At 66.5% G+C, this 13,683-nt stretch carries 10 protein-coding genes, 1 tRNA gene, 1 pseudogene and 1 CRISPR repeat array; of the genes and pseudogenes, 10 read left to right on the forward strand and 2 right to left on the reverse strand.

Translation table 11 applies throughout. The features are described from left to right. Positions 1–54: 54 nt before the first annotated feature. The 9 genes and pseudogenes from ACYQ01_RS05170 to ACYQ01_RS05210 form a co-directional block, all read left to right on the forward strand. Positions 55–1,359 (forward strand): hypothetical protein, encoded by a 1,305-nt coding sequence (locus ACYQ01_RS05170; protein WP_459932762.1) that lies wholly within the window; start codon positions 55–57, stop codon positions 1,357–1,359. Between the two features lie 201 nt (positions 1,360–1,560). Further along, positions 1,561–3,243: a type I-E CRISPR-associated protein Cse1/CasA gene (gene casA, locus ACYQ01_RS05175; RefSeq protein ID WP_459932763.1), complete on the forward strand. Its 1,683-nt coding sequence runs from the start codon at positions 1,561–1,563 to the stop codon at positions 3,241–3,243. A gap of 8 nt (positions 3,244–3,251) precedes the next feature. Beyond that, positions 3,252–3,809, forward strand: coding sequence for a type I-E CRISPR-associated protein Cse2/CasB (gene casB, locus ACYQ01_RS05180; protein WP_459932764.1), 558 nt, complete (start codon positions 3,252–3,254; stop codon positions 3,807–3,809). 10 nt (positions 3,810–3,819) lie between these two features. Beyond that, positions 3,820–4,980: a type I-E CRISPR-associated protein Cas7/Cse4/CasC gene (gene cas7e / locus ACYQ01_RS05185; RefSeq protein ID WP_459932765.1), complete on the forward strand. Its 1,161-nt coding sequence runs from the start codon at positions 3,820–3,822 to the stop codon at positions 4,978–4,980. Between the two features lie 2 nt (positions 4,981–4,982). Next, complete coding sequence (gene cas5e, locus ACYQ01_RS05190; protein WP_459932766.1) at positions 4,983–5,726, forward strand: type I-E CRISPR-associated protein Cas5/CasD; 744 nt, start codon at positions 4,983–4,985, stop codon at positions 5,724–5,726. After that, the gene (cas6e, locus tag ACYQ01_RS05195; RefSeq protein ID WP_459933890.1) at positions 5,726–6,400 is read left to right on the forward strand and encodes a type I-E CRISPR-associated protein Cas6/Cse3/CasE; all 675 of its coding nucleotides are present in this window, start codon (positions 5,726–5,728) and stop codon (positions 6,398–6,400) included. The genes cas5e and cas6e overlap by 1 nt, the downstream gene beginning before the upstream one ends. Continuing rightward, positions 6,397–7,308 (forward strand): type I-E CRISPR-associated endonuclease Cas1e, encoded by a 912-nt coding sequence (cas1e, locus tag ACYQ01_RS05200; protein WP_459932767.1) that lies wholly within the window; start codon positions 6,397–6,399, stop codon positions 7,306–7,308. The genes cas6e and cas1e overlap by 4 nt, the downstream gene beginning before the upstream one ends. Then, positions 7,289–7,585 (forward strand): type I-E CRISPR-associated endoribonuclease Cas2e, encoded by a 297-nt coding sequence (gene cas2e / locus ACYQ01_RS05205; RefSeq protein WP_459932768.1) that lies wholly within the window; start codon positions 7,289–7,291, stop codon positions 7,583–7,585. Before cas1e ends, cas2e begins: the two co-directional genes overlap by 20 nt. A gap of 502 nt (positions 7,586–8,087) precedes the next feature. Continuing rightward, positions 8,088–8,264, forward strand: a pseudogene (locus ACYQ01_RS05210) (hypothetical protein); the annotation flags it as partial. Between the two features lie 174 nt (positions 8,265–8,438). Continuing rightward, a CRISPR array of direct repeats spans positions 8,439–9,200; the repeat unit is 29 nt; unit sequence CGGTTCATCCCCACGTGCGTGGGGAACAC. Between the two features lie 77 nt (positions 9,201–9,277). Here ACYQ01_RS05210 and cas3 read toward each other — a convergent pair. Together cas3 and ACYQ01_RS05220 are read right to left on the reverse strand one after the other, a co-directional pair. Further along, positions 9,278–11,992 carry a CRISPR-associated helicase Cas3' gene (gene cas3 / locus ACYQ01_RS05215; RefSeq protein WP_459932769.1) on the reverse strand — a complete coding sequence of 905 codons (2,715 nt, stop codon included), beginning with the start codon at positions 11,990–11,992 and terminating at the stop codon, positions 9,278–9,280. A 105-nt stretch (positions 11,993–12,097) separates the two neighbouring features. Further along, a tRNA-Leu gene (locus ACYQ01_RS05220) sits at positions 12,098–12,186 on the reverse strand. A 295-nt stretch (positions 12,187–12,481) separates the two neighbouring features. Between ACYQ01_RS05220 and ACYQ01_RS05225 the strand changes: the two genes are divergently transcribed. Further along, positions 12,482–13,681 (forward strand): amidohydrolase family protein, encoded by a 1,200-nt coding sequence (locus ACYQ01_RS05225; RefSeq protein WP_459932770.1) that lies wholly within the window; start codon positions 12,482–12,484, stop codon positions 13,679–13,681. The last annotated feature ends 2 nt before the right edge of the window (positions 13,682–13,683 follow it).

A 13,683-nucleotide genomic window follows, 5' to 3' on the forward strand; every position in this document is an offset into this window, starting at 1 on the left:
TACCACCCTCTTCGCTTCCATCCTCTCCGCATCGCACGGGAAAGGAGATTCAACGTGCCGTTTTCCAGCCTTGTCGTCATCGCCACCGTCCTTGTGGTGGGCGGCTTTCTGCTTTTCTACCGTCCCCTGGTGGAGTCCTCGGCCTGGCGGGCCACAATTACGCCGCTGGCCTCGATCATGGGTTCCGGATTCCTGATCTGTGCGCCCCTGTTGTACGCCAATGTGGGCAACTACGCGGTCTGGGCCATGAGCGGACTGCTCGTCCTGGCCTACGGGGTGGGATCGGTCGTGCGCTTCAACATCCGCTACGGCGAACCGCTCTTTGCCCAGCACAGCGTCGCTGCGCCGGTCGACCTGGCCCAGCATCCCCGGCACGTGGGCCACTGCCGTGCCGCGCAGCAGGTCGGCCCCGCCGGGAGCGCCGGCGTGCTGGAAAAGGCGTCCCACATTGTGCTGGCGGGGGCCTACTGCATCTCCGTTTCCTATTATCTGCAACTCCTGGCCGGGTTTGGCCTGAAATATTTTTCCGTGGATTCGGCGTTGTACGGCAAGATTCTGGTGACCCTGATCCTGACGGCCATCGGCACCGTGGGAACGATCCGCGGACTCCGAGGCATTGAACGCGTGGAGCGCGTGGTGGTGGGGATGAATCTGGCCATGATCGCGGCCTTGATAGCCGGGTTGATCCATTACAACGCGAGCGCGGCCATGGACGGCGACTGGCATCTGACGCCGATTGCTTTGCCCGGGGATTACGGACAGATGATCCGTCTGATCATGGGGCTGCTCATTGTGGTCCAGGGATTCGAGACGTCCCGCTTTCTGGGCTCCGAGCATTCGGCCGAGGAGCGTATCCGGACAATGCGCGCGGCGCAGTTGATATCCGCCGCCATCTACGTGGTGTTCGTGGGGCTGATGGCGCTTGTCATCGACCGGACCGGGCTGGACAATAGTGCGGGAATCACCGCTATTGTCAACTATTCCGGCGTGGTGGCCCCTATCCTGCCCCTGCTTCTCACGCTTACGGCCGTAGGCAGCCAGTTTTCCGCGGCCACGGCAGACGACGCCGGCTGTTCCGGCCTGCTCGAAACCATCCTCAAGGGCCTGGTCCCCGTACAATGCAACTATCTGGTGGTCTCCGTGGCCGCCATCATCATAACCTGGCTGACCGATGTATACCAGATCATCAGCTATGCTTCGCGCGCCTTCGCGCTTTTTTACGTGCTGCAATGCGTGGTGGCGATCCTGGTGTTGCGCAAGGTCGCTCCCTGTCCCGCATCCTGGCCCAGGGGCGTGCTCTACGGCCTCCTCGGCCTGATCTGCCTGGGCGTGACCATCTTCGGCATCCCCGCCGGGTAGCAGAGACGCGCGGGCCCTCAAACCTTTCTCTTCCAACCGAATTGCCGCCCGGCCTGTTATCACTGCCGGGCGGCCTTCTTTTCTTCGCCGCTTTCGCCCTGCGAATTTCGCCTGGCGAAAGAACGTTGACTTATCCCTGATTCTTTGTACCACATTCGCCTGTGGCAATACATCGTATCGTTCTACTATTCAGGAGACCCTATGGCCTACAACCTTCTTGAGGAGCCCTGGCTGTTTGTCCGGCGACGAGAGTCCGGCCCGGCGCGTATCGCGCCCTGGGGCATCGTCGCGAATATCCTCGACGACACGGTGGTGAACCTGGACTTTCCCCGGGCGGACTTAAACGGCGGGGTCGTCCAGTTCCTCATCGGGCTCATGCAGACCGCCTTCGCCCCGGCCGACGAAAAGGCCTGGCGCAGACTCTGGAACGCTCCGCCCGCGCCGGACGAGCTGCGGACCAGGCTGGCCGCCCAAGCCGACGCCTTCTTTCTGGACGGCGACGGTCCCCGCTTCATGCAGGACCTGACCCTCACCCCGGCCGAGGCGGGCGCGTCCTCGCGCGTGGCCGCGCTCTTCGTGGAGACGCCAGGCGACAAGGCCCTGCGCGACAACACGGACTTCTTTATCAAGCGCGGCCGGGTGGAGCGCCTGTGCCCGGCCTGCGCGGCCGCCGCCCTCTTTACCTTGCAGACCAACGCGCCCTCGGGCGGGGTGGGACACCGCACGGGGCTGCGCGGCGGCGGCCCCCTGACCACGCTGGCGCTGCCGGCGGGCGTGGCTGACGACACCCCGCAGGAGTCGCCGCGCCGCGCGGTGCAGACGCTCTGGCACACGGTGTGGGCCAACGTGTTTCCCGAAACCGTGGTGGGAACCTGGCGCGACGGCGGTCCCTTCCCGCGCGAGTTCGGCGTCTTTCCCTGGTTGGCCCCCACCCGCACCAGCGAAAAGGGGCAGGCCATCCACCCCGGACAGGTCGACCCCCTGCACGCCTACTGGGGCATGCCCCGGCGCATCCGCCTGGAGTTCGAGCCGGACCACGATCCCGCCCCCTGCGACCTGTGCGGCCAGGCGGGCGCGCCTGCGGTCACGGGGTTTCGGGCCAAGAACTACGGAACCAACTACGGCCCCTCCTGGCGGCATCCCCTCACCCCCTACTCGCAGACCAAGGGAGGGCTGCTCTCCCTGAAGGGCACGCCCGAGGGCGTGGGCTACCGCCTGTGGCGCGGAGCCGTTGTCGCGGAGGGCGACGGCGGGCGCGAACCGGCCCGCATCGTGGCCTACGCCATGAACAAACGCATGGAGCAGTTGGACCCGGACAACGGCGTGGAGTTCCGGCTGTGGGCCTTCGGACCGGACATGGACAACATGAAGGCCAGGTCCTGGGACGAAGGGACCATGCCGGTGCTGGCCGCGCCAGCAAACGTGGATGCGGACCGGTATTTTCAGGAAGTGTTGCGTCTGGTCCAAGCGGCCGAGGCGGCGGCGCGCGCCTTGCGCCAGGCCGTGCGCTACGGCCTGTACGAAAAGGCGGACCCCAAGGTGGACGCCAATGCGCTTCAGACCGTGGGCCAACAATTCTGGGCGCTTTCCGGGGCGGCCTTTCACGCGGGCGTTGTGGCCGTGGGGCAGGCCCTGGCCGAGGTCGGACAGACCGAGGACGCCAGGCGGGCCTGGCTTTGCGAGCTGCGGCGCACGGCGCTTACCATCTACCGCCGCACCCGCGATGCCGTGGCCGACTGGAAGAAGGCCCCCCAAGAAATCGTGAACAAGGAAAAGTGGCTCTCCATCAAGCTCACCGCCGCGGACAAGGAGATGGCCCAAGCCCTTGGCCTGCCCATGCCCGAAAAGAAACCCGCCAGGCGCGGCCGGGGCAAGGCCGCCTAGGAGGCTCCATGGCAGACACGAACATCTTCCCCCGATATGGCGACTCCTTCGCCTGGGACGCCGTCGACACATGGCACGCGGAGTTGACCGATCCCCGTGGCGACCGGGGCCTGGCGGCGGAGCTGCGTCGCTGTCGCACTCCTGACCAGGCCCTCGTCACGCGCGCCTTTCAGCGGCTGTGGCGCGTTCTCGGCGCGCCCAAAAAAGACGGCCGACCGGATACGGACCTGGCCCTGCGTCTGGGCCTGGCCTGCGCGGCCCTGGCCCACGTGCGCGACCACGACCCCAAGGCGGCGGACATGCCCGCCCTGCTCGGCAGGCCAAGGCCCGGCCAGAGCGAGGCGCGCATGGTCCTGGCCCGGTTTCGCAGGCTGCTCGGCCTCGAAGCCTGGGAGCCGGACAAGCTTTTGGCCGGCTTCGTGCGGGCCGTGCGCCTGGCCGGCGAGCCGGTGGGCGTGAAAAGCCTGACCCGGGCCGCCCTCTACTGGGACGACAATACCCGCCGCGACTGGACTTTCCAGTATTACGGCCAGTCCTCCCCCGCCACCACCTCCGACAAACAATAAGGAACGCTCCATGACCACGTTCATCCAGATGCACCTCTTGACGGCCTACCCCCCCGCCAACCTCAACCGCGACGACATGGGCCGGCCCAAAACCTGCGCCGTGGGCGGCGTGGAGCGGCTGCGCGTGTCGTCCCAGAGCCTCAAGCGGGCCTGGCGCACCTCCGAACTCTGGGAACGGGCCCTGGCCGGCAACCTGGGCGTGCGCACCAAGGAGATGGGAATTTTCGTCTACAAGGCCCTGACCGAAGGGATCGCCCTCGAAGACCTGGTGTATGCGCGCGCGGGCGGCAAGGCCCTGCCTCCGCTCAAGGACAAGCCCGCCCGCGAGGCGGCCAAGGCCATCGCCGAGGTGTTCGGCAAGCTCGACGCCGCCAAACCCGACAAGGACGCGGACAAGGAGGCGGCCCCGGACCCCTCCGCCGGGGCGCAGGCCGAAGCCCAACCCCTGCGCGAGCTCAAGCTGAAACAGTTGGCCCATTTCGCCCCCGAGGAGGTGGCGGCCATAGCCGCCCTGGCGGAAGCGGTGCGCGCCGACGGCAAGGCCCCGGGGAAGGACGCCTTGCAGCTCTTGCGCAAGAACCTGCACGCGGCCGACATCGCCCTGTTCGGCCGCATGCTGGCCGACGAACCCGCCTTCAACGTGGAGGCCGCCTGCCAGGTGGGCCACGCCTTCTCGGTGGAGCGCGTGGCCGTGGAGGACGACTTCTTCACCGCCGTGGACGACCTCAACCGCGAGGACATGGGCGCGGGGCACATGGGCGTGACCGAGTTCGGCTCGGGCGTGTTCTACCTCTACGCCTGCATCGACAAGGACCTGCTGGCCGCGAACCTGGGCGGCGACGCCGACCTCGCCGCCAGGGCCCTGCGCGCCCTGGTGCAGGCCATGGCCACCGTGGCCCCCACCGGCAAACAGAACAGCTTCGCCTCGCGGGCCTATGCGAGCTTCATCCTGGCCGAAAAGGGCCCGGACCAGCCCCGCAGCCTGACCGCCGCCTTCGTCAAGCCCGTGGAGGGCCGAAACGTGCTGGAGGATGCGGTCCAGACGCTGCTCGCCACCCGCGACAGAATGAACACGGTCTACGGACTCGACGCCCTGGACAGCCGGACCTTGAACGCCCTCACCGGCGAGGGGTCGCTTCAGGACATTCTCGACTTCGCGGCCGGAGACTGAGCATGGCCGCCTACCTGCTGTTCCAATTGTACGGGCCGCTGCAATCCTACGGCGGCGTCTGCCCGGGAGAGATACGCGACAGTTGGCCCCATCCCAGCAAATCCGCAGTGCTGGGACTCGTGGCCGGGGCGCTGGGCATCACCCGCGACGACGGCGAGGCCCTGGCCGCACTGGACCGGGGCTACTGGTTCGCCGTGCGCCAGGACGCGCCCGGCGCGCCGCTGTTCGACTTCCACACCGCCCAGACCCGGCCCGGCAAACGAGGGCGCTTCGCCTCGCGCCGCCAGGAGCTGACAAAGGGCCTCAAGCCCGGCGAGTCGCCCCTGACCATCCTTTCCACGCGCCACTACCTGCAGGACGCCCTGTTCACGGCCTGCCTGCGGCCCGCGGGCGAGCGCGCGCCGCACTCCCTGGAGGCCCTGGCCCAGGCCCTGCGGCGTCCCGTGTTTGCGCCCTACCTGGGGCGCAAGTCGTGTCCGCCGGGGCTGCCCTGCGCCCCCCGGGTGGTGGAGGCCGAGGGTCTGGCCCAGGCCTTTGCGCGCTACGCGCCGGGCCGACTCGTGCGGGGGCGTCTGCCCGGCGGGCGCCAAACCAAAGTCCGGCTCTTCTGGGAAGGCCCGGACGGCCCGGTCGCCGACCATGTGGCCAGCCGCCGCGACGCCCTGATCCACCGGGGCCGCTGGCTCTACCGGGACCGGGACGAGCGCGCAAGCGCCGTGGACCCGGCCCCCTGGGAGGATTCGTGATGTACTTTTCGCGCATACGCATGACCCAAGTCGCCTTGCCCGAGATGCTGGCCGGCTCGGAATACGCCCTGCACCGGGCCGTGTGGTCGCTCTTTGCCGATCGGCCCGACCGCGAGCGGGACTTTCTCTATCGCCTGACCGAAACCGCCGGCCTGCCGGAGTTTCTCTGCCTGTCGGCCCGACCGCCCCAGGTTCGCGACGGGTTCGCCACCCAGACCAAGCCCTTTGCGCCCAAACTGCGCCGGGGACTGGCGCTCGACTTCGCCGTGCGGGTGAACCCCGTGCGCACCGAGTGGGTGAACGGCCGCCAGAAACGCCACGACGTGGTGATGGACCACAAGAAGAAGCTTGAAGCCCAGGGCGTAGAGAAAAAGGACCGGCCGCGCGAGTCCGTGCTGGCGCAACAGGCCGGTTCGGCCTGGTTTCTGGCCCGGGCCGAACGGCTCGGAGTGGAGGTTGCGGCGGACACCCTGCGAGCCGAAGGCTACAGCCTGCTCGACTTCACCAAGACCGGCCGGGGCGAGCGCAGGCGGGTGCATCTGGCCACGCTGGATATCTCCGGCGTGCTGGTGGTGCGCGATCCGGCGCTTCTGGAACAGGCTCTGCGCCAGGGGGTGGGCCCGGCCAAGGGGTTCGGCTGCGGGCTCTTGCTGCTCAGGCCCCACCGGACATGATGCCCCGATTGTCGCCGCTGGCCCTCAAGGAGCGGCTGTCGGTGCTGTTTCTGGAAAAGGGCCGGATCGACGTGCTGGACGGCGCGTTCGTGGTGGTGGATGCGCGCGGCGCGCGCCAGCACATCCCCGTGGGGGGCGTGGCCTGCCTGATGCTTGAACCGGGCACGCGCCTTTCCCACGCGGCTGCGGTGCTGGCGGCCCAGGCCGGCACGCTTCTGGTGTGGGTGGGCGAGGCCGGAGTGCGGCTGTACTCTTCCGGCCAGCCCGGTGGGGCGCGTTCCGACCGGCTCTTGCATCAGGCCGCGCTGGCCCTCGATCCCGAAGCCAGGCTCAAGGTTGTGCGCAAGATGTTCGAGATGCGCTTCGGCGAGCCGCCGCCCGAAAAGCGCGGCGTGGACCAGTTGCGCGGCATGGAGGGGGCGCGCGTCAAGCGCACGTATGAACTTCTGGCGGCGCGTCACGGCGTGGCGTGGCGGGGCCGCCGCTACGATCCCAAGGACTGGACCAAGGGCGACCTGGCCAACCGTGCGCTCAGCTCGGCCACGTCGTGCCTGTACGGCCTGTGTGAAGCGGCCGTGCTTGCCGCCGGGTATGCGCCGGCCATCGGATTTCTGCACACGGGCAAGCCGCTCTCGTTTGTCTACGACGTGGCGGACCTCTTCAAGTTCGACACGGTGGTTCCGGTGGCCTTCAAGGTCGCGGCCGATCCTCCCGAGGACATCGAAGGGGCCGTGCGGCGCGGCTGCCGGGATGCGTTCCGCAAGACGCGGCTGCTCGACCTGCTGATTCCGGCCATTCACGAGGTGCTGGCCGCAGGGGGCAAGCCCCCGCCCGAGCCGCCAGGCGACGCGGTGGGACCGGCCTTCAAGGACGAGGAGGGCTTGGGCGATGGTGGTCATCGTGGTTGAAAACGCGCCGCCGCGCCTGCGCGGTCGGCTGGCGGTGTGGCTTTTGGAAGTGCGGGCCGGGGTGTACGTGGGCGACTATTCGTCCAAGGTGCGGGCCATGCTCTGGGAGCAGGTGGAAGCCGGCCTTGAGGACGGCAACGCGGTGATGGCCTGGTCCGCGCCAACGGAATCGGGCTTCGACTTCAAAACACTGGGCCCCAACCGCCGCGTGCCGTCGGAACTCGACGGCGTGAGACTGGTGTGGTTCATGCCCAAGGCGTCGGAGCCGGAAGCGTGAAAGACAAATGTTGAATTTGTATTCATGGCTTAAAACCGGTAGATTCGCAACGTCACTTTTTGTTGTGGAAAATTGCGCCACTACCACAAGAGCGTTCCCCACGCACGTGGGGATGAACCGGTGCCATGACGCCAAGGGAATCCACGCCTCCTGCGTTCCCCACGCACGTGGGGATGAACCGGCTACGTCTCGACCTTGTGCCCGCGCCGACATGCGTTCCCCACGCACGTGGGGATGAACCGGAAAATGTTCAATATTTAGGTTCGCCATTTCAGCGTTCCCCACGCACGTGGGGATGAACCGATTTATTTAATTGTTTTTTTCAAATTTCTTCAGCGTTCCCCACGCACGTGGGGATGAACCGATTGGAATATAGATATTCCAGGAATCACTTTAGCGTTCCCCACGCACGTGGGGATGAACCGGCCCCGCCCGGCCGGTTGCCGGTCAGCAGGTGGCGTTCCCCACGCACGTGGGGATGAACCGGTAAAGGGGCCGTTTCACCGAAGAGCAGAGCATTGGCATTTTCAAGCAGACCGACGCTGCTGTGGCCGTGGCAAGGCTGAGCCGTCAGAACAGGATATCCGACGTGACGTTTTCCAAATGCCGCAGCACGTTCGGCGGGTTGAACAAGGCGAAAGCGCGCCGCCTGCAAAGCCTGGAGAAAGAAAACCAGCGCCCGCGCGCTGAACGAGCTACCGCCACAAGAAGCTGGCGTCGCTACGCCAAAAACGGCAACCGAAACAACCAAACCCTCTGCATGTTGCCCGATCAGCTCCCACAGGAACAAACCTGCTTAGCCCCGCGTGCGTGGGGAACGTTGCGACATCGCAGGCAAGGAGGGCAAAGGAACCGGTTCATCCCCACGTGCGTGGGGAACACCTTGAAAGGGCGCTTTTGACGATTAACGAGCGCGGTTCATCCCCACGTGCGTGGGGAACACGCGCTTTCCGTGTAGCACGTCCGTGCGCGCTTGGGTTCATCCCCACGTGCGTGGGGAACACAGCCCGCTCGACGAACATTTTTCCGTGTCTGACGGTTCATCCCCACGTGCGTGGGGAACACCGGCGCTCTTGCCGCGGAAAGGGGCTAGGCGGCGGTTCATCCCCACGTGCGTGGGGAACACAGGAGTGCCTCGAACGCTTCGACGGGACCGGACGGTTCATCCCCACGTGCGTGGGGAACACCGCGACCAGGCGGACCGCATGATTTGCCTTCTACGGTTCATCCCCACGTGCGTGGGGAACACATGCCGCGCCGGCCACGTCCAGCGCGCACCAGCGGTTCATCCCCACGTGCGTGGGGAACACGAGCTGAGCCACCACGGCCGGCACCAGCTGGGCGGTTCATCCCCACGTGCGTGGGGAACACACAAAAATCAGGGGGGAGGAGGCGTGGATTCCCGGTTCATCCCCACGTGCGTGGGGAACACTCACCGCCGCAGGAGCGCAGGATGGTGACCGTCGGTTCATCCCCACGTGCGTGGGGAACACTCCGACCACTCGTCAAACTGAATTTGCGCCAGCGGTTCATCCCCACGTGCGTGGGGAACACTGGAAAATACTGCCCCGCCTACTGTGCGTGCCGGGTTCATCCCCACGTGCGTGGGGAACACTCTTCTTGTAACTATATGGCTTTCCACACAAAGTCCACCTCTTGTCATTCTACCGGAACTCTGTATTCTGATAAATTTTACGAGCCGTTACCCAAGCGCCATTCCAGGCCGCGCAGTGTGGAATACCATGCCCGCACCGGTCGGTCTTCCCTGTCTTTGCCTGAAAAGCTCCAGACGTCTTCCTCCCCGGCTTCGGGGTCCGGCTCCAGCAGCGCGGCCAGCACGTAACCGCCGCCAGGCAGGCTCCGCTCGGCATCAGCCAGGGCGCAGGCCACGCCCGCGTCGGCCGGGACAGCCGTCTCGGCCAGACGAACACGACGCACCGACACATCCGACAAGCGGGCGGCCGTCTCCGGGCTTTCATCCTGCCGCCAAAGCCTCACCGTGCCCCCCTCCAGCCGGAAAAGGCGCACCGTCACCCGCTCGTCACCCAGGCGGGTGACCGCGGCCTCGTCGTCCTGCCAGGCCGCCTGGTCCGGCCCGTAGCCCGCGTCCACACACAGGGCCTTGTCCCAGGCCAGGGCTTTTTCCGCATACTGCGCGCCCTCCACCGCCAGAAGCGTGGGCTCCAGGGCCTCGGGCACGGGCTCGGCCGCGTCGCCGTAGACGGTTTCCATGAGGTCGCGGCCTTCGCGGGACAGATCGAACCCTCCGGCCCGGAACAACCGGCACGCCGTGAGCCAGAGACGGGCATGATCAGGATAGACGAAGGCTCCGACGGGAAACAAGGCCGCGTACCAGTCCCGGCGTATATCGCCGTTCGGGTCAGGCGAAACCACCAGAAGCCGGGACTCGCCGTAGCCCTCGGGCCGGGTGCGCCCCGCATGGCGCATGCCGCGTCCGGCCCGCTGCACCAGACACTCCATGGGGGCCAGGTCGCTCACCACCAGATCGAAATCCACGTCCAGGGACTGCTCGGCCACCTGGGTGGCCACGACCACCCGCCCCTGACGTTGCTCGGGCGTGCTGTCGCGGCCGAAGGACTTCAGGATGCGCGCCTCCACATCCTGGCGATCGCCCAAAGCGAAACGGGCGTGAAAAAGCTCCACCCTATCGGGCAGCATGCCGCTGAGCGCCCGATGAGCGGCCACCGCGTCGTCCACGGTGTTGCGCACGTACAGGGCGCAGGCCCCGGCCCGAGCGGCGGCCGCGAGCGTTTGCAAAGCGTCTTCCGGCGTGGCCAGACGTTCGACGCGCGTAAATCGCGAGACATCCGCCCGGGAGTCCACGCGCGCCTCCCGCACGCCGCCCGCGCCGTCCAGGCTCGTGACCAACGGATAGTCCGGACTGCCCAGACTGGGGATGGGCGCGCCCAGTCCTTGGGCAAAAGCCCGGGCCAGGGACCGCTTGACCCCGGTCGGCAGCGTGGCCGAAAGCAGCACCGCACTGCCGCCCAAGGCCGCTTGAAAGCTCAGGAGCGCCTCGACAAGCTTGGTGGTGTAGGGATCGTAGGCGTGCACCTCGTCGGCCACCAGCACGCCGCGCCCAAGGCCCAGGAGCCTCAGGCATTGGTGGCGCGCAGGCAGCGCTCCAAGGAGGGCCTGATCCAGCGTGCCCACCCCCACGGCCGCAAGCAGGGCCTTCTTGCGGTTGTCGGCCAACCACGCGGCGCAGGCGGCCTGCCCCTCAAAGGGCTCCACGCCCCCACGGACCGGAATGTCCTCGAAACCGATCGACCGGCGAAAGGCGGGGTCCATGTCGCGCGAGGCATGGGCCAGCACCAGGCTGGGGGTCGAACCCGGGACAAAGAGCCGACGGGAGCCCTGACGCATGCGGCCGTACATGGCGCTGGCCGTGGCCTGGGTGGGCAGGCCCACATAGACGCTCGCGGCGCGGTCCGCGTCCAGCAGGCGATGGACCAGGGCCAGGGCGGCCTCGGTCTTGCCCGAGCCGGTCACGTCTTCCAGAATGTGCAGGCTGGGCCCGTGCCCCAGATCCATAGCGCTGACGAAATCCTGAAGGGGACTCGGCCGGACGATTTCCGGATAAAGCCCGGAAAAGCCCCGCCAGGGCGCGGCTCCTGGCGCGGGCACGCCGCTTGCGCGCAGGGCCGCCTCGGCCTGGGGCCTGGCGTGATTCTCAAAATAGCGGTCCAGGGCCATGGGCTCGTCGCGCAGGGGAAAGGCGCGCGCGTCCGAGCCGATCCAGTCGGCCAGCACGGCCAGTCCCGCCAGCCCCCAGGAGAGACGCTTGGCCGCCACCTCGCCCAGGGAGGGCCAGGGGTGCGCTTCCAGGCCGAAAAGGCGGAAGGCCGCCCGCACGAAGGCCAAGGCCGCAGCCTCGTCGCCGGGCGTGAAGTGCTCCGTCAGGATGAGTTTCGGATAAGCGCCGACCGGCGCGCCGTGATGGCCGAACACAGCCGGGGTCAGGGCGTCGAGCACGTCCCAGTCCAACTCGGCAGCCGCCGCCGCGCACGCGCCGCCTTTCCCGGCAAAGGCCTTGCGCCGTCGCGCGCTCCAGAAGGCACCGCCCAGCGCGTCGTGGCGAAACCCGCCCGCGCCGCCCGTGGCCTCGCGGCCGAGGGCGGCCAAAATATCGGGGCGCTTCTCCTGAAAGCTGCGGGCGAACTTGCCCAGGTCGTGCAGGGCGAGCAGAAAGCCGATCCAGGGTCCAAGGCCGCTGTGGTCGAATTCCGGGTCGCCCGTGGAAACCAGGCGCGCGAACCCGCCCCGTTCCAGACAGGCCTGCCCCACGGCGGCCACATCGAGACAATGGTAGGCAAGACGATGCCAGCCGGCCTCGCCCGGCCCGGCGGTCTTGCCCCAGTACGGCGCAAAGACGGCGTCGGTCATGGAGTCCCTCCCTGTATGAGACTGACTCCAGGTAAGGCCAAAAGTCAAACAGGCCGATTTTCCGCTTTGGAAAATCGGCCTGTCGCACACGCTCCCTTGAAACCCTGGTGCCCGAGGCCGGACTCGAACCGGCACGCCCCTCACGGAGCAAGGGATTTTAAGTCCCTGGTGTCTACCAATTCCACCACTCGGGCTAAAGGGACATTTCTCCTAGCCTTGGGGGGCGGCCCGCGTCAACGGCTTGAAAGAGCTCGGCGGGAGCCAACCGGATCCAGGCCTGCCCCCTCGGCCCGTCCGGAACTCGGAACAACTAGGCCACGGGCCGAACCGCACGCGTAATTTCCATTGACTTTTCGCGAAAACGATGCCTTATCCTTCGCCTGAAGGATATTTTTCGCGCAGCAAAAGCATGTCGACTATACAGACGAACGAAAAACCCTGTTCACCGTAAACCAGCCGCCGGCCGGAAGCCGGCGCCAGGAGGCAGCCATGCGTTTCAACTGCCATTGCCACGTGTTCAATCTGCAGTCGATATTCAACCCCTCCACGGCCTACATCCTGGCCAAACGTCTGGAAGACGCCGGTTTGACATCGGATTTCGCCGCCCAGATCGTGCATAGGCTCGAACGGTTCATGAAAACCCAGGGCGGATTCGACTCCGTGGGCAGCGATCCCGGCGACTTTTCTTCGGCCTGGACCAACACCCTCCTGGGAAAAGCCAAAGTTTTCTGGGAAGCCCTGCACGTGGCCATGCTCAAGGACATGGACAAGGTGACTGACGACATGATGAACCAGCTCCATAAGGATGTCGCCTTCGTCCCCCTCATGATGGACATTCTCGTCGCGCACCAGACCGGTCGCGATCCGCTTTTCGAAAGCCAGCTGGAAGGCACGAAACGTCAGATAATCCGCCATCCGGGGAGAATACTGCCCTTCTACGCGGTCAATCCCTTCCGGGAGGGGTTTGTGGAGAAGGCCAAGGACAACCTGCTCCGAGGCGGATTCGTGGGCGTGAAGCTCTATCCCAGCCTGGGGTACGATTTAAGCGCGCCAGGCATGACGGAAATCCTGTCCTTTTGCGCCGAGCACGGCTATCCGCTGCTCATGCACTGCAACAGGGGAGGCTTCAAGCAGGACGACTCGGCCACCCGGAACTGCGACCCCGCGCTGTGGGGCCTGGTCGATGTGGGCGACGGCTTTCTGGACACCCATCCCGACCTGAAAATCTGTTTCGGCCACTTCGGCGGGGCGGAGAACTTCCTCACCCCCGATGTTTTTGATCCGAATCACTGGACGGGACTCATCCTCCAACTCATGAAGGCCTATCCCGACCGGGTGTTCGCCGACGTGTCCTATCACGACACGGCCCTTTCCCCGTCCACCGGCACGGCCTATTTCGCCAGCCTGGCGGCCATCCTGGCTGATCCCGATTGCCGGTCCCAGGTGCTGTGGGGCACGGATACCTGGCTCTTGCGCATGAACTGCCAGGAGGTGGATTACTGGAGCGGTTTCATGTTCTCCGCCGCGATCCAGGACAACTTTTCCCTGATGTGCTCCCACAATCCGCGCGTTTTTTTGGGCATCGACCCGAACGAACCCGGCGAAAACATCGTCAACCACCTGGCTTTTCTCCAGGCCCATGCCCACTGGTCGCAGGAAGACGCCGCGTCCTGGCTGAACCAGGCCTGAAC

This window comes from Fundidesulfovibrio butyratiphilus, assembly GCF_054657235.1.

Bases quoted from the DNA above. Each gene is read 5' to 3' on its own strand.
- ACYQ01_RS05225 (WP_459932770.1), top strand. From the start codon at position 12,482: ATGCGTTTCAACTGCCATTGCCACGTGTTCAATCTGCAGTCGATATTC.
- casB (WP_459932764.1), top strand. From the start codon at position 3,252: ATGGCAGACACGAACATCTTCCCCCGATATGGCGACTCCTTCGCCTGG.
- cas7e (WP_459932765.1), top strand. From the start codon at position 3,820: ATGACCACGTTCATCCAGATGCACCTCTTGACGGCCTACCCCCCCGCC.
- cas2e (WP_459932768.1), top strand. From the start codon at position 7,289: ATGGTGGTCATCGTGGTTGAAAACGCGCCGCCGCGCCTGCGCGGTCGG.
- cas6e (WP_459933890.1), top strand. From the start codon at position 5,726: ATGTACTTTTCGCGCATACGCATGACCCAAGTCGCCTTGCCCGAGATG.
- casA (WP_459932763.1), top strand. From the start codon at position 1,561: ATGGCCTACAACCTTCTTGAGGAGCCCTGGCTGTTTGTCCGGCGACGA.
- cas3 (WP_459932769.1), bottom strand. From the start codon at position 11,992: ATGACCGACGCCGTCTTTGCGCCGTACTGGGGCAAGACCGCCGGGCCG.
- cas1e (WP_459932767.1), top strand. From the start codon at position 6,397: ATGATGCCCCGATTGTCGCCGCTGGCCCTCAAGGAGCGGCTGTCGGTG.
- cas5e (WP_459932766.1), top strand. From the start codon at position 4,983: ATGGCCGCCTACCTGCTGTTCCAATTGTACGGGCCGCTGCAATCCTAC.